Below are 22,517 nucleotides of genomic sequence, written 5' to 3' on the forward strand. Positions count from 1 at the left end.
CATGGAGGCTTTACTGGTTCTGGGGCTGCTCCTGGTTCTTCTGGGGATCGGCATTCCCGTCGCATGGTCCTTCGCCGGTGTCGTTGCCGCCTTGGCCTGGATCTATGACGCCAATCTCAACACGCTGATGTTGCAGGGCTTCCGGTCGCTGAACTCGGTGATCCTGCTGGCCCTGCCGCTGTTCATCCTTGCGGGCTACCTGATGCAGTCGGGGGGCATCGCGAACCGCCTGGTCGCCTGCATCGAGATGGCGATCGGGCGGCGGCGGGGCGGGCTCGGCAATGCCATGGTCGGGGCGGCGGGCGTGTTCGGCGCTATCGCCGGGACCGCCACAGCGGCGGTGGCGGCCATCGGCACGCTGATGATCGACCCGATGGCCGAACGCGGCTATCCGCGTGGCTATTCGGCGGCGCTGCTGGGGATTTCCTCGCTTCTCGGCATCCTCATTCCGCCCTCGATCACCATGATCCTTTTCGCGGTGGCGACCCAGCAATCGGTGGCGGCCTGCTTCGCGGCCTCGATCGTGCCGGGGATCATGCTGATGATCGGGCTGATGATCTTCAACCGCGCCCAGATCGGCCGCCGCATTCACGAGATCCACGACGAGCGCCGGATCCCGGCTGCGGAGAAATGGCGCATCACCCTGCGCACCATCCCCGCCTTTTCGCTGCCGGTCATCATCATCGGCGGCATCTATGGCGGCTTCTTCACGCCAACCGAGGCGGCGGCCTTCGCCGTTCTCGCCGCGGTCCTGATCGGCCTCTTCGTCTATCGCGACATGAGCCTGGCGCGGCTGCGCGACAGCACGGTGGCGGCCGCCGAGACCACCGGCTCCATCGTGCTGATCCTGCTGTTTTCCTTCGTGATCGGCCGTATCCTGGTGGCCGAGCGCATCCCGCAGGATCTGACGGAACTGGTGGCGTCGCTGGTCAGCAATCCGATCGGCGTGATGATCCTGGTGAACGTGTTCCTGATCATCGCGGGGGCGCTGATCGACGATGTCTCGGTCACGGTGGTGATCGCGCCGCTGCTGCTGCCGCTGATGGTCTCGGTCGAGGTGCATCCGGTGCATTTCGCCGCCATCGTCGCGACCTCGGTGGTGATCGGCGCGAACAGCCCGCCGATGGCGCCGGTGCTGTTCATGGCCTGCCGGATCGGACGCGCTTCGGTCCATCAGGCGGTCGGTCCCGCCCTGCGCATGATGGCCTTCGTCGCCTTGCCGGTGATGATGCTGACGACCTTCATCCCCGCGCTTTCGCTGGCACTGCCGCGCTGGCTGGGATTGGTTTAGGCGAGGTGGGCTTACTGCCAGAGGAGGTGATCCCCAACACGCAGGACGACATTTGGCATGCGTGCCTAAGCCGCAGGTGTTGGCTGGGCTAATATCGTTCAGTCCTCGGTCCTGCGCCCAGCATTGACGTTCCGCCTTGCTTTCGCAAACCCGCGATCCGAGGCGAGGAACCGCTCCAGCATCGGCACCACGAGTTTCTGCGGCGCGACCGGCCCCTGCCCACCACTGCGGCCAAGCAGTTCGCCATAAAGGGTCAAAGCCCTGTGCAGGCCGGCGGGCAATTCGACGGCCATCTTCACCGGCGTATCGTCGGCGATCGGCCCCAGCTTCAGCTTGGTCATGGTGTCATCCTCCGGCATTCTCGAACACGAGATCTCGACTCACGAGAATCCTGACCGGAAATCCCGGCCGGACGGTCAGCGTCGGCGCGACCTGCAGCTGGCGCTGGACGATCTGCTGGCCAGCCTGGTCAACGGTGTCCTGGGCGCCGTCGCGGATGGCGCGGACCAGCCGGTCGTCGTCGTCACCGGCGGCGAGTTCGGTGCCGACGGCCAGCAGCGTGGACAGCTCGGCGGCCTTCATCAGCTCTCCCCAGTGGTAATCGACGCCGTCCTCGAGTCCGGCATAGCCGCTGGCATCGGCGCCCGGCAGGCGCTCCAGCACCAGGGAGCGGCCATCGGGTAAGATCAGCCGGTTCCAGACGAGGAGAACGCGGCGCTGGCCGAAAGTCACGCCGTTGTCGTACTCGCCGATGATGCGGGTGCCCTGCGGGATCAGCAGGATCGAGCCGGTCGGGCTGTCATAAACGGGTTGCGTGACCTGGGCGATGATCTGGCCGGGCAGGTCGGAGCGGATGCCGGTGATCAGCGCCGCCGGGATCACCGAGCCGGCCTGCAGCACATAGGGCGAGGCTGGTGGCTTGATGCGATCCGGCGCCACCGTCACCCGGTCGGCGGCCGCACCCAGAAACGCCGCATGCCGGTCCTGTGCTCCTCCGGCTTGCGGCTGGCCGACGAAACCGGACCCGGCGGACGCCGATCCGGCACTTCCGGCACTGGTATTCGCCGTACCTTCCACCCGCGGCCCGCCCTGAAAGAACACGCCGCTGAGCCGCGCGGCCTCTTCCTCGGCCAGCCGCTGCTGCTCGGCCGCGTCCATGGCGGGTGCGGTGACGGTGGGCGTGGCGGGCGCCGGCACCGGCTCACCGCGATTGCGCGCATCGAGGATCGGCTTGCCGAGATCCCCGGGCAGCGCCGGGCCGAGGGCGGGACCGGTATAGTCGCGCGGCAGTTCCGTTAGCCCGTCCGCGGTAGCGCGGTTCTCGGTGGAGAACAACTCCTCACCGCTTCGTTCCATCATGTCCCTGCCCTGCAGGGCAAAGATCAGCGCCGCACCGATGCCGAGCGCGGCACTTCCGGCCATGCTCGCCAGCACCTTGCGCGACAGCCGGGTGATGCGCGGCGGCTCGGCGCGCAGGCGCATCGGCGCGGCAGTGCTTTCCTTATCGGCCATGAGCACGATCCCTGCTGGACCCCGCATTGCCGCGGGCGGCAGCCGGGGCAACAGCCTGCTGCTCCGGCTGCAGGCGGTGGATCCGCACCACCTGCTGGCGTTTTCCCGAACCGAGGCGCAGTTCCGCGACGCCGAAGAGCCGGTCGACGATCAGCACGTTGCCGTGGATGCGGCTGTTGACGATTTCCGACTCGCCATCCGGGCCGATGACGAAGAGCGGCGGCATCTCGCCCTGGGCGATGCCGGGAGGGAAGACCACAAAGACCCGGCGGCCGTCGTCGAAGACCGAGACCGGCCGCCAGGGCGGGCGGGCGCCCTCGATCTGCAAGCCGTAGCGATGGTTGCGGGCGCCTTTGGCCGGTATCGCCGGTGCTGCAGGAGCCGCCTGTCGCTGCACCGCTGCCGAAGACGATGCGCTTTCCGGATAATGCCATGACACCGCCGGCATCCAGGTCTCCTCGCCGGCGCGCAGTTCCAGCATGTAGCGGCGCCGGTCGGTGGCGATGACCAGGTTGGTGCCGATGTCGGGCCGTGTCGGCTTGACCAGCACATGCACACGGCGGCTGTTGCCGCTGCCGCTCTCGGTATCGCCGATGATCCAGCGAGCGGTATCGCCGGCGGCGATGGGTCCGGTGCCGGTCAGGCGCTCACCGGGCTCCAGCGCGATATCGGTGATCTGGCCGGGTGCGGCATAGACCCGATAAAGTGCGCCTTCGCTCCACGGATAGACCTGGATAGCATTATAGTAGCCCTCTCGGCGCGGCTCGACCCGGGCGGCGAGATTGGCATTTGCCACCCGACCGACAGGGTTCTCCGCCGCGGCACCGCCCTTCGCCGGGATCCATGCCGGCGGCACATGCAGCGGCTTCGGAACTGATCCTGCAACGGCAGCGGGAGGCGATGGCAATGGCGGCACATGCTCGTCATAGCTGAACTGCGGCGATTTCTGGGTGGCGCAGCCCGCCAGCGCGGTGGCCGACAGCAGAACAACGGCCAGCACGGATCGGGGCAAGCGCTGCGCCGGGGTGCCGAACATTTCTTCGGTGAGAACAGCGGTCATTGGCTCATCTCCCGCGACCAGTTGACGGCATTGACGTAGATGCCGAGGGGATTGGCGCGCAGGGTTTCCGCAGTGCGGGGCGTCTGGATCACCACGGTCAGGATCGCGGTCCAGCGTTCGGTGGAGGATAGCTGGCCGTTCTCGTAGTGGCGTTCGGTCCATGCGACGCGGAATGAATTCGGGGAGGCGCGGATGACCGAGGACACCTCGACGGCGATCTGCTGGCGCCCGACTTTCGTGAAGGGATCGTTGGTGCGGGCATGGTCGTTCAGCGCCGCGGCGCCGCGGTCGGTGGTCCAGTCATAGGCTCGGAGCCAGTTCTGGCGCAGGATCACCGGATCGGCCGGGATAGACCGGACCTGCTCGACGAAGCGGCCGAGATGCCAGGCGATCTGCGGATCGGTCGGGCGGTAATCGGCAGAAGCCGGTGCGACGGCCTGGGCCTGGCCGAGATCGTCGACCTGCACCACCCATGGCACCACGCTGCCGCGTGCCGATTGCCAGACCAATGCGGAAGCAAAGCCGGCGGCCAGGAAGAGGCAGGCGAAGGCCATGAGCCGCCAGTTCCTGGCCTGGACGCGGGCCGCGCCGATGCGCTCGTCCCAGACCTGCGCCGCCTTCTGATAGGGAGTCTCGGGTTCGGGCGTCTTGCCGTAATGCGTGGTCGGGCGTCTGAACAGGTTCATGGCTTGTCGCTTTCGGAAAGGGAGACGGAGGCGCCGGGGCCATGGCTGTCGCCTGACCGGACCGCATGGGCGGCGACGGTTGCGCCGCGGCCCACGGCCTGCCCGCGCAGGTGCTGCGCCCAGGCGGGCGGGCTGCCGGGGGATGAGGAAGACGAAGTGGGCGTGGAGGTACCGACACCGCCGAGCGTGCCCTGCGTGGTGCTGCCCCCGGTGCCGGTGAAGGCGGTTTTCATGCCGGCGCTGCGGCTGGCCTTGAGACTGGCCGCCGCCTTGCGCAAGGGCGACAACGCGGCGATGCCGGCGCCCTTGCCGACCCCGGCGGCCCCGGAGAGCGCACCGCCGATGCCGGACTGTCCGGCCGAGTTCAGCGAACAGGCGGCAGAGGCGGCGCCCGCCGTGGCAGCGCCACCGCGCACGGCCATCGCGCCGCCTTTCGCGCCCAGCACCGTGGCGCCGCCGGCGGCCAGCGCGGCACCCCCTACGGCCAGCCCGGTGCCGGCGACGGCGCCCGCGCCGAGTTGCGGACCGCCGGAAACCAGGCCGGTGGCGATCCCTGGCCCGAAGATGCCGAGGCCCAAGAGCGACAGCGCCGCCAGCACGATGGCCATGGCGTCGTCGACGGTCGGGGCGCCGCCGCCGAAGCCGGTGGTGAACTCACCAAACAGCGTCGAACCGATGCCGATGATCACCGCCAGGACCAGGACCTTCATGCCCGAGGACACGACATTGCCGAGGACGCGCTCGGCCATGAAGGCGGTCTTGCCGAAGAGGCCGAAGGGGATGAGCACGAAGCCCGCGAGCGTGGTCAGCTTGAACTCGATCAGGGTGACGAAGAGCTGCACGGCGAGGATGAAGAAGGCCAGGATCACCAGCGCCCAGGCGAAGAACAGGCAGAGGATCTGGATCAGGTTCTCGAAGACCGCGACCCAGCCCATCAGGTCGGAGATGGAGTCCAGCAGCGGCCGGCCGGCATCGAGCCCGGTCTGGGCGACGCGGCCGGGCCGCATGAGATCGGCGGCGGTGAAGCCGGTGCCGGAGGCCATGAGCCCGAGCCCGGCGAAACTGTCGAAGACGATCCTCGCCAGCGTATTCCAGTTGGTGATCAGGTAAGCGAAGACGCCGACGAAGATGGTCTTCTTGACCAGCCGGGCGATGATGTCGTCCTCGGCGCCCCAGGCCCAGAAGAGCGCCGCCAGGGTCACGTCGATGACGATCAGCGTGGTGGCGATGAACGCCACCTCGCCGCCCAGCAAGCCGAAGCCGGAGTCGATATAGCTGGTGAAGACCGCCAGGAAATTGTCGATGACCCCAGACCCGCCCATAGATGATCACTCCGCTTCAGAGGAGGCAGCAGGGCCGGGCCGAGGGGGTGCCGGGTTCCGCCCGAGAAACCGATCACGGGTCTCGGTCCAGATCGCCAGGCATTCGGCATCCTCCGCCGCCGCTTCGCCCATCCGCTGGCAGCGGCGCTGGCCCTCGCGCAGCGGGTCTTCGGACTGCGGCTGAACCTGCCGGCCAGGCAGCGGCGGCAGGTCGCCGCTCCGCTCCATCCGGATCAGCGTCACGGTCATGACGATCGCCAGGAACAGGATGGCAATGAGCCGGGCAAGCGCCTTGCCCTCCATGGTTGAGCCTCCCTGGTCCGTCAGTCGTTGAACATCCGGGCATTGCCGGGCTGGTAGCCGGTGCCGGGGGTCAGAAACCGTTCGCGCTGGATGCGGCCCTGTTCGGCCGCCGCCGCGCGTTCGGCCTCGCTCAGCGCCTCGGCCCGGCCGGTTGCCGCCAGCAGCGCGGTCAGGTCGGAGAGCTGCTGCGATTGCAGGGCCAGCAGCTGGTTGCCGGCCTGGCTGGCCTGCAGGGCACCTGTCGCGCCCTGGCTCTGCTCGACCAGCGTGGCCATCTCGGCCCGCTGCACCTCGATATTGTTTGTGACGCCGGCCTGAACGCGCATGGCGTCCTGCAACCCGCCCATGGTGTTGCTCCAGCGCGTCCGGGCATCGGTGAGGAGCTGCTGCTCCGACATCGACAGGTCGGGCGTGCCGTATTCCTGCTCGAATGCCTGGTCGACCTCCTGCACCTCGAAGGCGATGTTTTGGGCCTCGTCGAGCAGCTGCTGGGTGCGGGTGACGTTCTGCTGCAGCTGCTGCAGCGAGCTATGCGGCAGACTGGCGAGATCGCGGGCCTGGTTGATCAGCATCTGCGCCTCGTTCTGCAGCGAGGCGATCTGGTTGTTGATCTGCTCCAGCGTGCGGGCCGCGGTCAGCAGGTTCTCGGCATGGTTGGTCGGATCGTAGACGATCCGTCCGAAACTGCCGCCGAAGAAGGCATGGGCCGGGTTCGTCAGGACAGGCGCCAGCGCCAGGGGTGCCGCCAGCGCAAGGGCCAGTGCCGTGCTGATGGAACGGGTGATCATGGATGGTCTGCGCGTCATGGCGCGATCTCCTTTTCTGCGCTTGTTTCTGGTCCTGCTTCTGTGGGGGTGGATGCGGCTCCGGTGTCGGCAGATCCGTCCTCTGCCTCTGCCTCTGCCTCTGCCTCTGCCGCGGGATCGGGAAACCCAGTCTTCGCGTCGGTGAACCCGGTATCGGCCGGTTCCACCCGGCGATCAGCGAGTGCCGTTTCTGAGCTGGATTGCTCGGATGCAAGCATGCCGGCTTCCTCCGGCGTCAGATTGCCGAGATCCGGGATCAACTCGGCCGCCCAGTCCACACCGCGGTCGCGCAGCCAGCCGGCCAGGAAACCCTTGCGGCCGTGCTCCGCGTAGATCGCGGCGATGCGCGCCTGATCGGATTTGGACGAGGTGGCGCAAAGCGCGAGGCCGATTTCGGAAAGCCCCAGCTCGAAGAGTCGGTTGCCGCGCCGGGACTGGCAATAATAATCCCGCTTCGGCGTCGCCCGCGCCAGGATCTCGATCTGGCGGTCGTTGAGGCCGAAGCGGCGATAGATGGCAGTGATCTGCGGTTCGATGGCGCGTTCGTTGGGCAGCAGAAGCCGGGTCGGGCAACTCTCGATGATCGCCGGCGCGATGTTGCTACCATCGATGTCCGACAGCGATTGCGTGGCGAAGACGACCGAAGCGTTCTTCTTCCTGAGCGTCTTCAGCCATTCGCGCAGCTGGCCGGAAAACCCCTCGTCGTCCAGCGCCAGCCAGCCCTCGTCGATGATCAGCAGCGTCGGGCGGCCGTCGAGCCGATCGCCGATGCGGTGGAACAGGTAGGACAGCACGGCCGGCGCCGCGCCCGTCCCCACAAGTCCCTCGATTTCGAAGGCCTGCACCGAGGCGGAGCCCAGATGTTCCGCCTCGGCGTCGAGCAGCCGGCCATAGGGGCCGCCGATGCAATAAGGGCGCAGCGCCTGCTTCAGATCGTTGGATTGCAGCAGCACCGCGAGGCCGGTGATGGTGCGTTCTCCGACCGGCGCCGAGGCCAGCGAGGTCAGCGCTGTCCAGAGATGCTCCTTCACCTCTGGGGTGATGGCGATGCCTTCGCGCATTAGGATGGCGGAAATCCAGTCCGCCGCCCATGCCCGTTCGGCCGCATCGTCGATGCGGGCCAGCGGCTGCAGGGCGACGGAATTCTCCGCATCCTCGGACAACCCGCCGCCGAGATCATGCCAGTCGCCGCCCATGGCCAGCGCCGCCGCCCGGATCGAGCCGCCGAAATCGAAGGCAAAGATCTGCGATCTTTCGTAGCGGCGGAACTGCAGCGCCATCAGCGCCAAGAGCACCGACTTGCCCGCCCCGGTCGGACCGACCACGAGGGTATGGCCGACATCGCCGACATGCAGCGAGAAGCGGAACGGCGTCGCGCCTTCGGTCTTTCCAAAGAGCAAAGGGGGTGCATCGAAATGCTCGTCCGACCCCTCGCCGGCCCAAACGGCGCTCAACGGCACCATATGGGCGAGATTCAAAGTGCTGATCGGCGGCTGGCGCACATTGGCATAGGCATGTCCCGGTAGCGAGCCGAGCCAGGCGTCCACCGAGTTCACAGTCTCGATCATCGCGGTGAAGTCGTGGCCCTGCACCAGTTTCTCGACCAGCCGCAGCTTCTCGTCGGCGATGCTGGCGTCCGCGTCCCAGACGGTGATCGTCGCGGTGACATAACCCATGCCGGCCACATCCGCGCCGAGTTCCTGCAAGGCCATGTCGGCGTCGGTGGCCTTGTTGGCGGCATCGGTATCGACCAGGGCCGCGGGCTCGCTGGTCATCACCTCCTTCAGGATGGCGGCGATGCTCTTGCGCTTGGCGAACCATTGCCGCCGGATCTTCGTCAGCAGTTTCGTCGCATCGGTCTTGTCGATAAGGATGGCGCGGGTCGACCAGCGGTACGGAAAGGCGATGCGGTTCAGCTCGTCGAGAATGCCGGGCGTCGTCGCGGTCGGAAAGCCGGTGATGGTCAGCACCCGCAGATGCTGCTCGCCGAGCCGCGGCTCCAGCCCGCCGGTCAGCGGCTGGTCGGCGAGCAGGGCGTCGAGATGCATCGGCACTTCCGGCACGCGCAGGCGCTGCCGGTTGGTGGAGATGGTGGAATGCAGATAGGTCAGCGTCTCTGGATCGTCGAGCCAGCGGCATTCCGGCATGAAGCCGTCGAGCAGCGCCAGCACCCGGTCGCTGCGGTCGATGAAACCGCGCAGCAGTTCCCAGGGATTCACCCCAGATGTCTCGCGGCCCTCGTAGAGCCAGCTTTCCGCGCGGGCCGCCTCTTCGGCCGGCGGCAGCCAGAGCAGGGTGAGAAAATAGTCCGAGACGAAATGGCTGCCTTCCTGTTCGAAATCGGCTTTCCGCTCGGCATCGATCAGCGCCGAGGCCGGATCGGGGAAGCGGCTGTCCGGATAGGTCGCGGCTTCCGAGCGTTGCGCCTCGACGAAGATGGCCCAGCCCGAGCCGAGGCGGCGGAAGGCGTTGTTGAGCCGGCCGGCCACCGCCACCAGTTCGGCGGCGACGGCGGAATCCAGATCGGGGCCGCGAAACCGGGCGGTGCGCTGGAACGAGCCGTCCTTGTTCAGCACCACGCCGGGCGCGACCAGTGCCGCCCAGGGCAGATAATCGGCGAGGCGGGAGGCGGTGCGGCGGTATTCGGCGAGGTTCATCATCGTGGGGCTCCGTCATACCGCGAGATGGCCGGGAAGGCGCAGATGCCGCCGCCCGACTTCCACGAAGAGCGGATCGCGCTTTGCCGCCCAGACGGCCGCGAGATGCCCGACCGCCCAGATCAGGATCCCGGCGAGCCAGAGCTGGAGGCCGAGGCCGACAGCGCCGGCCAGCGTGCCGTTGAGGATGGCGATGGCTCGGGGCGCGCCGCCGAGCAGGATCGGTTCGGTCAGGGCGCGATGCACCGGGACGGAAAAGCCGGGAACCTCGGAAAGCTGTTCGAAGCCCTGCCATTCGCTACTGCTCATGGCGTTCCTCCTTCGCGACGCCCCACTGGGGCCTCGCGTGCGTCTTCGCCGCACCAGTCGTCATCATCAAACCAGCGCCCCGCCGCCGAAGCTGAAAAAGCTGAGGAAGAAGCTGGAGGCGGCGAAGGCGATGGAGATGCCGAAGACGATCTGGATCAGCCGGCGGAAACCGCCGCCGGTATCGCCGAAGGCCAGGGTCAGCCCGGTGACGATGATGATGATCACCGCCACGATCTTCGCGACCGGCCCCTCGACGGAATCGAGGATCGATTGCAGCGGCGCCTCCCAGGGCATCGAAGACCCGGCGGCGTGGGCGGCGGGCGCCAGCATCAGGCCGGCATAGGCGAAGCTGGCGGCTGCCGCGATCTGGCGACGAATCTTCAAGGCATAATGGATCATGGAGTTTCTCCGGTATTTGCTGTGGGGGGCGTGTCCGTGTCGGGAATGACGGGAACGATGCGGTAGTCGCCGTGCGGATCGAGTCCTTCGACGCGGGCGAGTTCGGTCAGGCGGCGATTGCCGCCGCGTCCGGACAGCACCGCGACCAGATCCACGGTCTCGGCGATCAGGGCGCGCGGCACGGTGACCACAGCTTCCTGGATCAGCTGTTCGAGGCGGCGCAGGGCTCCGATGCCGGATCCGGCATGGATGGTGCCGATGCCGCCGGGATGGCCGGTGCCCCAGGCCTTCAGCAGATCCAGCGCCTCGGCGCCGCGCACCTCGCCGATCGGGATGCGGTCGGGGCGCAGACGCAGCGAGGAGCGCACCAGATCGGAAAGCGTCGCGACGCCGTCCTTGGTCCGCATCGCCACCAGGTTGGGCGCCGCGCATTGCAATTCCCGCGTGTCCTCGATGATGACGACGCGGTCCTGCGTCTTCGCCACTTCGGCCAGCAGCGCATTGGTCAGCGTGGTCTTGCCGGTCGAGGTGCCGCCGGCGACGAGGATATTGGCGCGGGTGGCCACGCCGAGCCGCAGCGCTTCGGCCTGCATCCGGGTCATGATCCCGGCACCGACGTAGTCGTCGAGCGTGAACACCGCGACGGCAGGCTTGCGGATGGCGAAGGCGGGCGCCGCGACCACCGGCGGCAGCAGCCCCTCGAAACGTTCCCCGGTCTCGGGCAGTTCCGCCGAGACGCGCGGGGACCGGGCATGGACCTCGGCATCGACATGATGCGCGACGAGGCGGATGATGCGTTCGCCATCGGCAGGGGACAGGACCTGGCCGGTATCGGCGAGTCCGTCGCGCAGCCGGTCGACCCAGATTCGGCCGTCCGGGTTCAGCATCACCTCGACGATGTCGGGATCCCGCAAGAGGGCGGAGATGGCAGGTCCGAGCGCGGTGCGGAGCATGCGGGCGCCGCGCTCCACCCTTGCCTCGATGTGGTCCGAACCTGCCATCCCGTCCCCCGTTCCCCCGGGGCGGCGAGAGGAAGGCCCCGGATGGGGTCGACTAAGAGAGCCTCGAAACGCAGCGAAGCAACAGCTGTCTTCTCAAAATCGAAGAGGAGCGTAGGGGAGCGAAAAAATACAGGAAGCCTGCGGCACGGCTGCCTGACATATGATGGAAAGCCGTCTCCCCGAACGACTCACGTTCCCGATTTCAACGCTTCGAGAAAGGTTTGCAGCGCCGGGTTGCCATTATCAGGATGCCAGCAGGCGATATAGCCGATCCGGGTTGCGCCGTTGCCATCATGCACCGGTCGGAACACCGCCCCGAGACCCGTCAGGCCGCTCGCGCATTCGCATTGCAGGCTGATGCCTTCGCCCGCGCCGACCAGGCTGAGGATGCTCTCACGGCTCAGATGCAGGTTGGCGATATCAGGTCCGTCCGATGGTGCGGCCAGCTTGGCGATCAGGATGTTGCGGATATCGGATCCGGGATCCTGATGCGAGATCAGGAACCGCTCTCCCTTCAGGTCGGACCAGTAGACGACGGGGTTTCCGGCCAGCGGATGTTCCGCCGGCAGGGCGACCATCAACTGCTCGGTGCCGATCGCCATGGTGTGCAGAACCGGGCAGCGGTCCGGATCGCCGAGGATGACCGCGACATCGAGCTTGCCGGAATGGAGATCGGCCATCAGTTCGGCGAAAGGCGCCTCCCGCAGGTCGAGGCCGATATCGGGACGGTTCTCGCGGCACCGGCGCAAGGTGGTGCGGAAACCTCCCGAGGAGAGCGATTTGTAGAACCCCAGCGACACGTTGCCACGCCGACCCTGCACGGCAGCCCGCGTGCGGTTACTCAACCGTTGGAGATCATTGAGGATACGCGCGGCCATGGCGGCAAAGTCCTCGCCGACCGGGGTCAGTTTCGCGCCCGCGGTGGACCGATCGAACAGCGCGGTGCCGAGCTCCTCTTCGAGTTCGCGGATCCGCCGACTCACGATCGGTTGCTGGACGTTCAGTTGTCAATCGGCGTTGAAGAGTGCCCCCGATCGGCGTCCAGATCCCACGCGGCAGTCCGACCGGGCGCGCCGGGACGAGGCCTAGCCCATCGAGCAGGCGCAGCTGCAAGAGTTACAACTTGCCCCTACCTCTTAAGCTGCTGCAACAGAAGTTACGGCATGCCTCCATATCGCCGGGATAAGCGTCATAATGTTCCAGGTGATGCCGGATCATCGATAACGATTGCCGTTACACCACATCTAAACCATTTCTGTTAATATCATATATCATGCATGATGCTTGACCAGTTTTGAGTTTGTGTTGTAATGCTTTGAACACCGCAGTGATGCGGCACCGAACTCACGTACATGGAGGGCCGTTGTGACGGACAACGTCGACATTTCATCAGAGCAGGCTGAGCGCCTGGAAGAGCGGGCACAATTCGTCCGATTGGAAACCATTCGGCTGATCGAGATCGCGAAGGTCGGCCACTACTCGTCGGTCTTCTCCTGTGCCGAGATCTTCTCGTCGCTCTACTATGATGTCATGAACATCTCGGACGATCCCGGCTGGCCGTTGCGCGATCGCTTCCTGATGGGCAAGGGCCATGCGGCTGTCGGACTGTTCCCGATCCTCGCCGACAAAGGCTATTTCCCGACCGAATGGTTGGACAGCTACACCCGGCTTGGGAGCCCGCTGGGGGATCACCCCGACATGCGCAAGGTGCCGGGCGTGGACTTCAGTTCCGGCTCCATCGGGCATGCACTGTCGAACGGTGTTGGCATGGCGCTTGGCGGCCGGATGCAGGACCTGCAGTTCGATGTCTTCGTCATGCTGGGCGATGGCGAGATGCAGGAGGGCCAAGTATGGGAGGCCGCCATTTCGGCCGCCAGCCACAAGTTGTCCAACGTTATCGCCATTATCGACCGCAATGGCTACCAACTTGACGGCAAGGTCGACGATGTCATGGCAATTGAGCCTCTCGATGAGAAATGGCGCGCCTTTGGCTGGGAAGTGCATGAGGTCGACGGTCACGACATCGTGGCGCTGACCTCGCTGCTGCGTCGGGTGAAATCCGACAAGTCCCGCGAAAAGCCATGCTGCATCATCGCGAAGACGGTGAAGGGTCGCGGCATCGACTACATGGAAACTGAACCGGGTTGGCACTTGGGCTATCTGTCGCGCGAGGACAGTGAAAAAGCCCGCCAGACCATCCTGAACACGCGGATCACCGGAGGTGCGCTGTGAACGTCAAGCCGAATTTCACGCCGGAAAGCTGGCAATATCGTGACCTGAACAAGCGCGCGCCTAGCCTATCGGTTCTGGCTGACACGCTGATCGAACTTGTGGGGCAGGGCCATCCTGTCGCCGCAGGCACGGCCGATCTTCAGCATTCGAACGGGCTCGTGAAATTTGCGGAAGCCTATCCGAACCGCTTCGTGCAATTTGGCATCTCGGAACAGAACATGGTGTCGGCCGCGGCGGGCATGGCTACGACCGGGATGATCCCATACGTCGCGACCTTCGCGTCCTTCCTGGGTTTGCTGACCTGCGAGCAGATCCGCATGGACGTAGCCTACTGCGCGCAGCCCGTGCGCCTGATCGGGCATCATACCGGCATTTCGATGGGGTTCTACGGCACCTCTCATCACGCGACTGAAGACATCTCGACCATGCGGGCCATCGCAGATCTGGCGGTCGTGTCTCCCGCCGACGGGGCGCAGTTCCGCCAGTTGCTACGTCACTCGGCTACCTATCCCCAACCGATCTATTTCCGTATTGGACGTGGACACGATCCGGTCGTCTATGGTGATGACGAGCCTTTCGAGTTGGGCAAAGCCAAGATCCATGGCATTGGCAAGGACATCACCATTATCGCCTGCGGCATGGCGGTTCACGGGGCAAAGGCTGCGGTCGATGCGCTGAACAAGGCGGGGCATTCGGCGGGCTTGATCGACATGCACACGATCAAGCCGCTGGACGAGGCTGCTGTCCTGGAAGCCGCAAACAACTCGCGCATTGTCTTGACGGTCGAGGAACATAACATCATGGGCGGCCTCGGTTCGGCGGTCGCCGAAGTCATGGCCGAAAACCCCGTCAAGGCTCGGCTGAAACGTCACGGGATCATTGATGAATATGCGCTGATCTCGCCTCCGATGCGACTTTACCAGCATTACAAGCTGGATGGCGATGGCATTCGGGAGGTCGCGCAGACGCTGCTGTAACCCGAGCATTGGCATCAGGAAGGGCGGCGCTCGAACGGGCCGCCTTTTTGCATTCAGGCCAGATCGAACAACACCTTCATCGACTTGCTGCGATCCTGCGCCAAGGCAAAGGCTTCGGCCGCAGCGGACAGGGGCAGGCGCTGCGAGATCAGCGGCCGCACGTCGATGCTGCGCGACGCAATCAGGTCTACGGCCTCGGCGAACTCGATATCAAAGCGGAACGTGCCGCGGAAGTTCAGTTCCTTTGTCACCACATGCGTCAGCGGAGCAGTGGTCTCGGCACCCAGCATGCCGACCTGCACGACCGTTCCGCAGGGTCGCGTGGACGCAATGGCATCCGCGATAGCCGAAGGATGCGCCGAACATTCCAGAGACACGTCCACCTGTCCACGACCCTGCGTCAGGCCATCCAATGCGGCCGGTTGCGTGCTGTTGAAGGCATCGTCCGCTCCCAGCCTGCGGGCCAGATCCAGCGCGCCCTCAGAGACATCCGTGACCGTAATATGTGCCGCACCTGCGTAGCGGGCAGCCAGCAGGCATAAGGCGCCTATCGGCCCGAAACCCGTGATCAGCACACGCTTACCCATCAAATCTTCGGCCTGCGCGATGGCATGCAGGCAGACGGCCAGCGGCTCGGCCAGTGCAGCTTCCTCCAGCGCTACTCCGGCGAAGGGTACAGCCTGGACCGCGGTGCAGACGACATGCTGGCGAAACGCACCCTCCACCGGCGGATTGCGCATGGCGCTGCCCATGAAACGCATGTCGGTGCAAAACCGTGCGCGCCCTGCACGGCATTCGACGCATTCACCGCATGACAGGGAAGGATTGACCGCGACGGGCTGCCCGAGCCGGGCGGGATCGACACCGTCCCCCACTGCCTCGATTGTGCCGCAGCTTTCATGACCCAGGACCATCGGACGCTGCATGCGAACCTTGCCGAAGCCTCCGTGCAGGAAGTAGTGCAGATCCGATCCGCAGATGCCGGCAAAGGCCATGCGCACGCGCACCTCGCCCAGGCCGGGTTCCGGCACCTGCCGCGTCTCAGCATGCAGCGTGCCGGGGCTTTCAAGTATCAACGTCTCCGACATTTCTGTTCCTCCATGCGCGGATGTACGGCTTGACCATCATAAAATATCATGCATGATGTTTGGTAGCAAGCGGAGGGGCAATGACTATCGACGGCAAGACAGCGGTTCTGGTGCATCTGGCTTGTCCTGCCGCACACCTGCAGACGCCTCAGCGATTCAATCCGCGTTGCGTTGCACGACAGGTAAATGCCGTTCTGGTGCCGTGGCAGGTTAAGCCCGACCATTTGGCGCTGACAATGAATGCCCTGCGCCATGCCGAGAGCCTGGCGGGTGCCATTGTCACGATCCCACACAAGGAAACCTGCGCGCGCCTTTGCGACCGTCTGGAAGGAGTGGCCGAAACCCTGCAGGTGGCCAATGTCATCCGGCGAGAGGCTGATGGTACCCTCACTGGACGCATCCTTGATGGGGAAGGCTTCGTAGGCGGGCTTCGCGAACGTGGTATTGCCTTACAGGGTCGATCGGCATTGATCGTGGGAGCGGGCGGCGTGGCGCTGGCAATCGCCGCGGCACTGATCGAGGCGGGCGTGACCCGCTTGCGTGTAGCCAACCGCACCGCCGCCAGGGCCGAGGCCATGGTAGATCGCCTGCGTCAGCTTGGATCAGGCAGTGTAGCGCTTGAGGTGGGGCAGGCCGATCCGACAGAGTTCGACCTTGCCGTCAACGCTACCTCGCTTGGTATGCATGACGGTGATGCCCTGCCCATTCCGGCCGATCTGATCACACCCGGCATGACCGTGGCCGAGGTGGTCATGGTCCCGAAGGTGACACCGCTTCTGCAAGAGGCCGCCGATCGTGGAGCCGCAACGGTTCCGGGCGAGGCGATGATCACTGGCCAAATCGATCCTTTCATCGACTTCGTACTGGGGACGGCGCGCGACGCCACCGAGCTGAACAAAGACTGAATTATCGGAGGAAACCATGATCGTATTCGGAGCACCGCGCCGCTATGTCCAGGGACCAGGAGTCTTGTCCCGCATCGGGCAGGAATTGGCTGTCATCGGCAAATCCGCCGTTCTGATCGCCGACAGCCGCGTCCTGGAGATCTGCGGCGCCGCCATCCGTGACAGCGCCGCGGCCGAAGGCGTGGGCCTGACCATTATCCCCTTTGGCGGGGAAATCACCTATGACGAAATCGCTAGAATCGTGGCCCGGATTGGCAGCGACAGGCCGCAGGTCGTGATCGGTGCGGGCGGAGGCAAAACCATCGATACCGGCAAGATCGTGGCACGCGACATTGGGGCAGCTTTTGTTTCGGTGCCGACTGTCGCTTCGAACGACTCGCCAACCAGCCATATCGCGGTGGTCTATGACGCCGATCACAAGCTTGTCGGTGTTGAGGAAAACAAGGGCAATCCCGAACTGGTGCTTGTCGACACCGACGTCATCATCAAGGCGCCGCTGGAACTGCTGTCGGCGGGTGTCGGAGACGCGCTGGTTAAGGTGTTCGAGGTGGAGCAGTGCATTGGTGCGGGCGGCAAGAACGTCTTTGGCGCGGCCTCGCCGCGCACAGCGCTGGCGCTGGCGCGCGCTTGTTACGACACGGTCCGCGAGAACCTGACAGAGGCCTACAAGGCTCACGCGGCAGGCACTCCCAACGCGGCTTTCGAGGCATTGGTCGAGGCCAGTGTGCTGATGAGCGGACTTGCCTTCGAAAGCGGCGGGCTGTCGGTTAGCCACGGCATGACACGCGGCCTGTCTGCCGTTCCCGGCGTGGCCAATGCGCTGCACGGCCATCAGGTCGCCTACGGTCTATTGGTGCAGCTGGAACTGGAAAATCGCGATGCCTCCTTCATGGACGACATGCGCGCGTTCTATCGCGATGCGCAGCTACCGCTGAAACTGTCACAGCTGGGGGCTGACCAGGCATCTAATTCGGTCGTGCAGACCATTGCTGACGTTTCGGCGGAAGCCGCCCACATGAAGAAGTTCAATCGTGCCATTGGTGCCAGCGATATCGCGGCCGCCATTGAACGGATCGAGGCCGCATAAGATGACCGCCAGCCTGGAACAATTTTCCCTGGAAGGGCGGACTGCACTGGTCACCGGCGCGGGGCGGGGCATTGGTCTGGCTTTTGCTCAGGCATTGGCCAAAGCCGGGGCACACGTGGTCGTAAACGACCTGCGCCCAGACATGGCCGAGGAAGCCTGCGACGCCATTGAAAACGCAGGTGGCAAGGCCAGTCCGGCGGTCTTCAGTGTGACTGATTTCGCTGGTCTGGACGCGGCTGTTGACGGCATCGTCGCGCGCACTGGGCGCTTGGACATCCTGATGAACAACGCGGGCATCCTTATCCGAGCGCCTATCGAGGATCACGAGATGCCCGATTTCGCCCGCGTGATCGACATCAACCTGAACGCGGTCTATGCCATGGCGCGGGCCTGCGCGCGCCCCATGAAGGCGCAGGGCAGGGGCCGTATCATCAACACCGGATCGGTCATGTCGATCTCGTCCAGGCCTGGAGTGATCTCCTACGTTGCGGCCAAGCATGGCGTTCTGGGCCTGACGCGGGGACTTGCGGCCGAACTGGGGCCGCACAACATCACCGTCAACTCGATCGGACCGGGCTATATCCTGACGGAGATGAACCGCCACGTCCTTGGAACGCCGTTCGAAAAGACAGTTACGGACCGCACGCCGATGGCCCGGTGGGCGGCGCCCGAGGAGTTGGGCGGCACGGCGGTCTTTCTGGCCTCGGACGCAGCCAGCTTCGTGACCGGGCAGTTGCTGATGGTCGATGGCGGTATGACCAGCAATTCGCTCTTGGTGGAAACACAGAACCTTGGGGCGTCAAGCTGATGGTTCTGGACCAGACGATCACACGCGCCGAGGTCCGGCGGCTGGTTGTTCCATTGGAAAATCCGGTGCGGCTAGGTGCCGTCAGGATCGCCGAGCGCGCCTATGTCGCGGTGCGGCTGACATTATCGGACGGAGCGTCCGGTTATGCCTATGGCTATGACCGCGGGATGCCGCTGTTCGAGATCGCGGCAGAGGCCGCACGCCGTTATCTGGGCCAGCCCTTGCGGGATAAGGCGCGGCTTGCGCGTGCAGCTCTTGGGCCGACGCCAGCGCCTCGTGCCACAATGGTGCGAGGAGTGTCGCTGTGCGACATCGCGCTATGGGATGCCCATGCGCAGGCAGTCCGGCTGCCGTTGCACGCCATGCTGGGAACATTGCGGGACAGGGTCGAGCTGATGCCTGTTATCGGCTACGGAATGACTCCCGAAGTTGCCGCCCAAGAGGGTGCCGCACTTGCCGCCCGCGGTTTCCGCACGATCAAGGTAATGATCGACGGGAACGATCTGGCCTTTGACACGGCGGTCGTCACCGCATTGGCCGATGTTTTGCCGGACGGAGTTCGCTTCGGAATGGATGCCCACTGGTCATGGCACCGCACCGCAGATGCCTTGCCCTGGTGTCACTTGGCGGAGCGGATGAACGCGCTGTTTCTGGAAGATCCCGTCGCTCCAACCGACTGGCGCGTGGCGGCCGAACTGCGCAGCCGGACTTCGGTGCCGCTGTGCCTGGGTGAGGATGCCGTCAATCTGGCAGCCCTGCGCGACATGGCCGAGGGCAGCGATATCCTGCGGATCGATGCCGCGGCTTCGGGCGGGGTGGGCTATGCATTGGACGGTTTGGCGCTGGCACGGACGCTGGGCAAGTCTGTCATTCCGCATGTGTTTGCCACATTGCACCAACATTTCGGCTTTGCCCATGAAACGGTTTCCCGGATCGAGGCGATCCTGCCCGAGTTGGGGGCCGACCCTATCGACGCTTTTCTGACGCAGCCGATGCAGATCGCGGGGGGCATGCTGGTCGCCCCGATCACCCCCGGTGCCGGTCTCGCATTGGACTGGCAGGCGCTGGAAAGCTTCATCACTCATCAACAGGACTTGACGATATGACTACTGAAACCTTGCCGCCGCTGCCCGATATTAGCTTCGATCACACTGGCTTTATAACCACCGATATCGAGGCGTCGGTGCACTTCTGGCAGAATGTGTTGGGCTTCGAGGCGCAGCCCATCGGCGAACGCCGCCAGGAATGGATCAGCGGCTTCATGGGCGTCGAAGGGGCTCAGGTGCGCCTGGTGCATCTGTTTGGTCACGGCACGCACATCGAATTCATCCAGTTCGACTCCCCTCAGGACGAGGCGGCCAGTCCACGTGCATCCCAGGGGAACGTACCGCATGTGTGTCTGATGACATCGGACGTGGACGCGTTGCGAGCGCGGATCCTGGCGGGTGGCGGCCGCGAGCAGGGCCGCATGGTTGCCATTACCGAGGGTGTCGCCAAGGGCCGTCGTGGATTATATATGATGGACCCGCACGGTGTCCTGATCGAGATCGTCGAGAAACCGCGCTCCTGAGGAGGAATGTTCATGGCTGGAAAGGTCGTCCGTCAAAGCTTGTCCGAGCAGCTTTACCAAAGCCTGCGACTGGCCCTGATGAACGGCCAGTATGAGCCGGGTGAGCGGCTGACCATCTCGGGCTTGGCCGAGGAGTACGGGACCTCGATCACGCCAGTTCGCGAGGCGATCTTCCGTTTGGTTAGTGAGCGGGCCTTGCAGATGCGAGCCGCCACATCATTCCAGGTGCCGCGGTTCGACACAGCCCAGTTGCTCGAGGTCCAAGCCATCCGCATCGAACTCGAGGGCCGCGCAGCTTACGAGGCTGCCGGGCGGATCACACCGAAGGAGCTCGACGAACTGCGGATAATCCACGCCAAGTTCATTGCGGCCGCCGCGCGCGATCCGGCCAAAGCCAGCATCCTGAACAGAGACTTTCATTTCGCTCTGCTGCGCATGTCCAACATGCCCCTTTTGATGGGGCTGTGTGAGAACATGTGGACCCTGATTGGTCCGCTGTTGCGGCTGTTCCATATCCGAATGCCCGTCCGCGAAATCGCCAGCGACGAGCACAAGCATCATGAGCTTCTGGATGCACTGGCTGCTGGCGACCAGGAGCGTAGCCGCAAGGCCATTCAGGAAGACATCGTATGGGCGGAGGATCTGATCCGAGAGATCGGTCAGGAACTCGCCACGGGCACGGCAGCCGCACGCTAGAAAAGCAGAAGATCGAGGATGGGCTGCAATGGCGGCAGCCCATGCCCAAAAAAGCTTGACCGGATGATCCATCATGCATCATATATTTAAATGAAGGGTTCGATCGAAACTGATGGGGCTCTGATACGAATTCGGCTCCGTGTCTTGGGAGGAAGACAAGTGAACGTCACACGCAAACAATTCCTGAAAACCTTCGCAATTGGTGGTGCGGCCTTGGCCTCTGGTCTCGCAACACCGTCAATTCTGCGCGCACAGACACCGACACTGTTGCGGATGAACCTGGTTGTCGGCAACCAGGATCCCAGCTTTGGCATGTGGCAGGACTTCGGCCGCCGTATCGAGGAGGCTGCGGAAGGTACGCTGAAAGTCGAAATCTATCCAACCGAAACGCTGGGCAAAACCAACGACATGATCGAGGCACTGTCGCGTGGTGCGCCGATCCTGCAGGACAGCGATCCGACGCATCTCTACAACTATAAGTCTGATTTCGCCGCTATGATGGCGCCCTATCTGCTGAAGAAGCCTGAGGACATTGGAGCACTGTGGAACTCGGATCTGGTGCGGGGCTGGGAAGAGGAAGTGCAGGCTAAAGGCATCCGCATCCTGACCCTGACCTACTTCGGCACCCGTCATCTCTTGACCAGTCGTCCCGTTGCAAAGCGCGCGGATACCCAGGGCCTGAAGATCCGCAACGCGCCCACCAAGATGTGGAACGAGGTAGGGCGTGTTTTGGGCGGCAACATAACCAACACCGCTTTCTCGGAAGCCTATACTGCGCTGAGCCAGGGTGTCGCTGATGCAGCCGAAAGCCCACTATCGGTCATCTATTCGACTCGCTGGTATGAAACCAAACCCTATGTTTCGCTGACCGGGCATCTGGTGGCTACCACCTCGATCCTGATGTCGCAGCGGGTCTACGAAGGCCTGCCCGAGGCCGCGCAAAAAGCGCTGGATACCGTTGGTCGCGACTACACCGCCATCCGTCAGCCCGAGATCGTGGCCTTGGAATCGGAATACCGCACCAAGCTGGAAGAAGCCGGGCTGGTCTTCAATGACGTGGATCAGGCCAGCTTCTTCGATGCCGCCGCCGAGACGCCCAACCACTTCCCGGAATGGACGCCCGGCCTTTACGACAGCATCAACCAGATCATCAGCTGATCCGTTCGCTACATCCGTTCCTGTTCGCCCCGGCATCAATGCCGAGGGCGGACGGGCAGGTAATGCCCGCGCAGATGGCGCAGAAGGGGTTCAAGATGCAAGAAGCAAACCTGCCGAGCATGCGGCGGATCGCAGGAAATCTGGAATTGGTGGTCGCAGGCATCTTCTTTGTCGTGATGACCGGCGTCGTGGTGATCAACGTGTTCCTGCGCTATTTCTTTCAGACCAGCGTGCTGTTCACCGAGGAACTGGCCTATCTTGGGTTTACCTGGGCGACCTTTGCGGCTGTGCCTTGGCTTTACCGGACCCGCGCGCTGATCTCGGTCGATGTTGCCTTTACGCTGTTCCCGCGGCGCATGCAGCGGGGTCTGTCGCTGCTGGTAGATTTGTTCATGGTCGCCGCCAATCTGTGGCTTGCCTGGTTGTCGTGGATTCTGGCGAGCGGAGGTTTCGTCCGGCGCACGGCAGTTCTGGAAATACCCTACTTCTGGATAAACCTCGCTCCGCTGGTGGCCTTTGTGCTGATGGCCATCTATTCTGCGGTGCACTTCGCTCAGAACCTTCGGGCGCCCGCCATGATCGACGCTTCCGACCCTGAGACAGCACTCAAAAGCTCATCGATGTGAGATCGGAACGCTTCGTCACCAATC

24 protein-coding genes are annotated in these 22,517 nt (G+C 64.4%); 11 read left to right on the forward strand and 13 right to left on the reverse strand.

Annotated features, from left to right (window positions below; translation table 11 throughout):
- Position 1: 1 nt before the first annotated feature.
- Positions 2-1,291 carry a TRAP transporter large permease gene (locus ACNKFW_RS12490; RefSeq protein ID WP_418025333.1) on the forward strand — a complete coding sequence of 430 codons (1,290 nt, stop codon included), beginning with the start codon at positions 2-4 and terminating at the stop codon, positions 1,289-1,291.
- 98 nt (positions 1,292-1,389) lie between these two features.
- Here ACNKFW_RS12490 and ACNKFW_RS12495 read toward each other — a convergent pair whose 3' ends face one another.
- The 12 genes from ACNKFW_RS12495 to ACNKFW_RS12550 all read right to left on the reverse strand — a co-directional run bounded on the left by ACNKFW_RS12495 (position 1,390) and on the right by ACNKFW_RS12550 (position 12,329).
- The gene (locus ACNKFW_RS12495) at positions 1,390-1,632 is read right to left on the reverse strand and encodes a DUF2274 domain-containing protein (protein ID WP_418025335.1); all 243 of its coding nucleotides are present in this window, start codon (positions 1,630-1,632) and stop codon (positions 1,390-1,392) included.
- A gap of 4 nt (positions 1,633-1,636) precedes the next feature.
- The gene (locus ACNKFW_RS12500; RefSeq protein WP_418025337.1) at positions 1,637-2,803 is read right to left on the reverse strand and encodes a TrbI/VirB10 family protein; all 1,167 of its coding nucleotides are present in this window, start codon (positions 2,801-2,803) and stop codon (positions 1,637-1,639) included.
- A complete protein-coding gene (gene trbG, locus ACNKFW_RS12505; RefSeq protein WP_418025339.1) occupies positions 2,793-3,839 on the reverse strand; it encodes a P-type conjugative transfer protein TrbG in 1,047 nt (348 codons plus the stop codon). Before trbG ends, ACNKFW_RS12500 begins: the two co-directional genes overlap by 11 nt.
- Positions 3,840-3,859: 20 nt before the next feature.
- Entirely contained in the window at positions 3,860-4,549 is a 690-nt protein-coding gene (gene trbF / locus ACNKFW_RS12510; RefSeq protein WP_418025341.1) for a conjugal transfer protein TrbF, read from the reverse strand.
- Positions 4,546-5,871 carry a P-type conjugative transfer protein TrbL gene (gene trbL, locus ACNKFW_RS12515; RefSeq protein WP_418025343.1) on the reverse strand — a complete coding sequence of 442 codons (1,326 nt, stop codon included), beginning with the start codon at positions 5,869-5,871 and terminating at the stop codon, positions 4,546-4,548. Before trbL ends, trbF begins: the two co-directional genes overlap by 4 nt.
- Before the next feature lie 6 nt (positions 5,872-5,877).
- Complete coding sequence (gene trbK-alt, locus ACNKFW_RS12520; RefSeq protein WP_418025345.1) at positions 5,878-6,174, reverse strand: putative entry exclusion protein TrbK-alt; 297 nt, start codon at positions 6,172-6,174, stop codon at positions 5,878-5,880.
- Between the two features lie 20 nt (positions 6,175-6,194).
- A complete protein-coding gene (gene trbJ, locus ACNKFW_RS12525) occupies positions 6,195-6,980 on the reverse strand; it encodes a P-type conjugative transfer protein TrbJ (RefSeq protein WP_418025346.1) in 786 nt (261 codons plus the stop codon).
- Positions 6,977-9,640 (reverse strand): conjugal transfer protein TrbE, encoded by a 2,664-nt coding sequence (gene trbE / locus ACNKFW_RS12530; protein ID WP_418025348.1) that lies wholly within the window; start codon positions 9,638-9,640, stop codon positions 6,977-6,979. Before trbE ends, trbJ begins: the two co-directional genes overlap by 4 nt.
- A 12-nt stretch (positions 9,641-9,652) precedes the next feature.
- The gene (locus ACNKFW_RS12535; protein ID WP_418025350.1) at positions 9,653-9,946 is read right to left on the reverse strand and encodes a VirB3 family type IV secretion system protein; all 294 of its coding nucleotides are present in this window, start codon (positions 9,944-9,946) and stop codon (positions 9,653-9,655) included.
- A gap of 66 nt (positions 9,947-10,012) precedes the next feature.
- A complete protein-coding gene (locus ACNKFW_RS12540; protein WP_418025351.1) occupies positions 10,013-10,345 on the reverse strand; it encodes a TrbC/VirB2 family protein in 333 nt (110 codons plus the stop codon).
- On the reverse strand, positions 10,342-11,346 hold the full coding sequence (gene trbB / locus ACNKFW_RS12545; RefSeq protein WP_418025353.1) for a P-type conjugative transfer ATPase TrbB: 1,005 nt from the start codon (positions 11,344-11,346) through the stop codon (positions 10,342-10,344). Before trbB ends, ACNKFW_RS12540 begins: the two co-directional genes overlap by 4 nt.
- Positions 11,347-11,534: 188 nt before the next feature.
- On the reverse strand, positions 11,535-12,329 hold the full coding sequence (locus tag ACNKFW_RS12550) for a LysR family transcriptional regulator (protein WP_418025355.1): 795 nt from the start codon (positions 12,327-12,329) through the stop codon (positions 11,535-11,537).
- A gap of 382 nt (positions 12,330-12,711) precedes the next feature.
- Here ACNKFW_RS12550 and ACNKFW_RS12555 point away from each other — a divergent pair, with 382 nt between their 5' ends.
- Positions 12,712-13,578: a transketolase gene (locus ACNKFW_RS12555; RefSeq protein ID WP_024846020.1), complete on the forward strand. Its 867-nt coding sequence runs from the start codon at positions 12,712-12,714 to the stop codon at positions 13,576-13,578.
- A complete protein-coding gene (locus ACNKFW_RS12560; RefSeq protein WP_418025357.1) occupies positions 13,575-14,555 on the forward strand; it encodes a transketolase family protein in 981 nt (326 codons plus the stop codon). Before ACNKFW_RS12555 ends, ACNKFW_RS12560 begins: the two co-directional genes overlap by 4 nt.
- Positions 14,556-14,608: 53 nt before the next feature.
- On the opposite strand, the gene ACNKFW_RS12565 is transcribed toward ACNKFW_RS12560, so the two are convergent.
- Positions 14,609-15,643 (reverse strand): L-idonate 5-dehydrogenase, encoded by a 1,035-nt coding sequence (locus ACNKFW_RS12565; protein ID WP_024846018.1) that lies wholly within the window; start codon positions 15,641-15,643, stop codon positions 14,609-14,611.
- Between the two features lie 80 nt (positions 15,644-15,723).
- On the opposite strand from ACNKFW_RS12565, the gene ACNKFW_RS12570 reads away from it, so the two are divergent.
- The 8 genes from ACNKFW_RS12570 to ACNKFW_RS12605 all read left to right on the forward strand — a co-directional run bounded on the left by ACNKFW_RS12570 (position 15,724) and on the right by ACNKFW_RS12605 (position 22,493).
- Positions 15,724-16,548, forward strand: a complete 825-nt coding sequence (locus ACNKFW_RS12570; RefSeq protein ID WP_418025359.1) for a shikimate dehydrogenase family protein — start codon at positions 15,724-15,726, stop codon at positions 16,546-16,548.
- 16 nt (positions 16,549-16,564) lie between these two features.
- Positions 16,565-17,635 (forward strand): glycerol dehydrogenase, encoded by a 1,071-nt coding sequence (locus ACNKFW_RS12575; RefSeq protein ID WP_024846016.1) that lies wholly within the window; start codon positions 16,565-16,567, stop codon positions 17,633-17,635.
- 1 nt (position 17,636) lies between these two features.
- The gene (locus tag ACNKFW_RS12580; RefSeq protein ID WP_024846015.1) at positions 17,637-18,443 is read left to right on the forward strand and encodes an SDR family NAD(P)-dependent oxidoreductase; all 807 of its coding nucleotides are present in this window, start codon (positions 17,637-17,639) and stop codon (positions 18,441-18,443) included.
- Positions 18,443-19,549, forward strand: a complete 1,107-nt coding sequence (locus tag ACNKFW_RS12585; RefSeq protein WP_024846014.1) for a mandelate racemase/muconate lactonizing enzyme family protein — start codon at positions 18,443-18,445, stop codon at positions 19,547-19,549. Before ACNKFW_RS12580 ends, ACNKFW_RS12585 begins: the two co-directional genes overlap by 1 nt.
- Positions 19,546-20,013: a VOC family protein gene (locus ACNKFW_RS12590; RefSeq protein ID WP_024846013.1), complete on the forward strand. Its 468-nt coding sequence runs from the start codon at positions 19,546-19,548 to the stop codon at positions 20,011-20,013. The genes ACNKFW_RS12585 and ACNKFW_RS12590 overlap by 4 nt, the downstream gene beginning before the upstream one ends.
- 12 nt (positions 20,014-20,025) lie before the next feature.
- Positions 20,026-20,709, forward strand: a complete 684-nt coding sequence (locus tag ACNKFW_RS12595) for a GntR family transcriptional regulator (RefSeq protein WP_081762287.1) — start codon at positions 20,026-20,028, stop codon at positions 20,707-20,709.
- 159 nt (positions 20,710-20,868) lie between these two features.
- Complete coding sequence (gene dctP / locus ACNKFW_RS12600) at positions 20,869-21,867, forward strand: TRAP transporter substrate-binding protein DctP (protein ID WP_418025362.1); 999 nt, start codon at positions 20,869-20,871, stop codon at positions 21,865-21,867.
- A gap of 95 nt (positions 21,868-21,962) precedes the next feature.
- Positions 21,963-22,493, forward strand: a complete 531-nt coding sequence (locus ACNKFW_RS12605; RefSeq protein WP_197025590.1) for a TRAP transporter small permease — start codon at positions 21,963-21,965, stop codon at positions 22,491-22,493.
- The last annotated feature ends 24 nt before the right edge of the window (positions 22,494-22,517 follow it).

Source organism: Paracoccus sp. TD-10 (genome assembly GCF_048270675.1).
GTDB classification, from domain to species: Bacteria; Pseudomonadota; Alphaproteobacteria; order Rhodobacterales; family Rhodobacteraceae; genus Paracoccus; species Paracoccus pantotrophus.

Coding starts and splice junctions, on each gene's coding strand:
- ACNKFW_RS12495 (WP_418025335.1), bottom strand. CDS start 1,632: ATGACCAAGCTGAAGCTGGGGCCGATCGCCGACGATACGCCGGTGAAG.
- ACNKFW_RS12500 (WP_418025337.1), bottom strand. CDS start 2,803: ATGGCCGATAAGGAAAGCACTGCCGCGCCGATGCGCCTGCGCGCCGAG.
- ACNKFW_RS12570 (WP_418025359.1), top strand. CDS start 15,724: ATGACTATCGACGGCAAGACAGCGGTTCTGGTGCATCTGGCTTGTCCT.
- trbF (WP_418025341.1), bottom strand. CDS start 4,549: ATGAACCTGTTCAGACGCCCGACCACGCATTACGGCAAGACGCCCGAA.
- trbB (WP_418025353.1), bottom strand. CDS start 11,346: ATGGCAGGTTCGGACCACATCGAGGCAAGGGTGGAGCGCGGCGCCCGC.
- trbE (WP_418025348.1), bottom strand. CDS start 9,640: ATGATGAACCTCGCCGAATACCGCCGCACCGCCTCCCGCCTCGCCGAT.
- ACNKFW_RS12605 (WP_197025590.1), top strand. CDS start 21,963: ATGCAAGAAGCAAACCTGCCGAGCATGCGGCGGATCGCAGGAAATCTG.
- ACNKFW_RS12585 (WP_024846014.1), top strand. CDS start 18,443: ATGGTTCTGGACCAGACGATCACACGCGCCGAGGTCCGGCGGCTGGTT.
- ACNKFW_RS12595 (WP_081762287.1), top strand. CDS start 20,026: ATGGCTGGAAAGGTCGTCCGTCAAAGCTTGTCCGAGCAGCTTTACCAA.
- ACNKFW_RS12565 (WP_024846018.1), bottom strand. CDS start 15,643: ATGTCGGAGACGTTGATACTTGAAAGCCCCGGCACGCTGCATGCTGAG.
- trbJ (WP_418025346.1), bottom strand. CDS start 6,980: ATGACGCGCAGACCATCCATGATCACCCGTTCCATCAGCACGGCACTG.
- ACNKFW_RS12540 (WP_418025351.1), bottom strand. CDS start 10,345: ATGATCCATTATGCCTTGAAGATTCGTCGCCAGATCGCGGCAGCCGCC.
- ACNKFW_RS12580 (WP_024846015.1), top strand. CDS start 17,637: ATGACCGCCAGCCTGGAACAATTTTCCCTGGAAGGGCGGACTGCACTG.
- ACNKFW_RS12590 (WP_024846013.1), top strand. CDS start 19,546: ATGACTACTGAAACCTTGCCGCCGCTGCCCGATATTAGCTTCGATCAC.
- ACNKFW_RS12575 (WP_024846016.1), top strand. CDS start 16,565: ATGATCGTATTCGGAGCACCGCGCCGCTATGTCCAGGGACCAGGAGTC.
- trbK-alt (WP_418025345.1), bottom strand. CDS start 6,174: ATGGAGGGCAAGGCGCTTGCCCGGCTCATTGCCATCCTGTTCCTGGCG.
- ACNKFW_RS12535 (WP_418025350.1), bottom strand. CDS start 9,946: ATGAGCAGTAGCGAATGGCAGGGCTTCGAACAGCTTTCCGAGGTTCCC.
- trbG (WP_418025339.1), bottom strand. CDS start 3,839: ATGTTCGGCACCCCGGCGCAGCGCTTGCCCCGATCCGTGCTGGCCGTT.
- ACNKFW_RS12490 (WP_418025333.1), top strand. CDS start 2: ATGGAGGCTTTACTGGTTCTGGGGCTGCTCCTGGTTCTTCTGGGGATC.
- trbL (WP_418025343.1), bottom strand. CDS start 5,871: ATGGGCGGGTCTGGGGTCATCGACAATTTCCTGGCGGTCTTCACCAGC.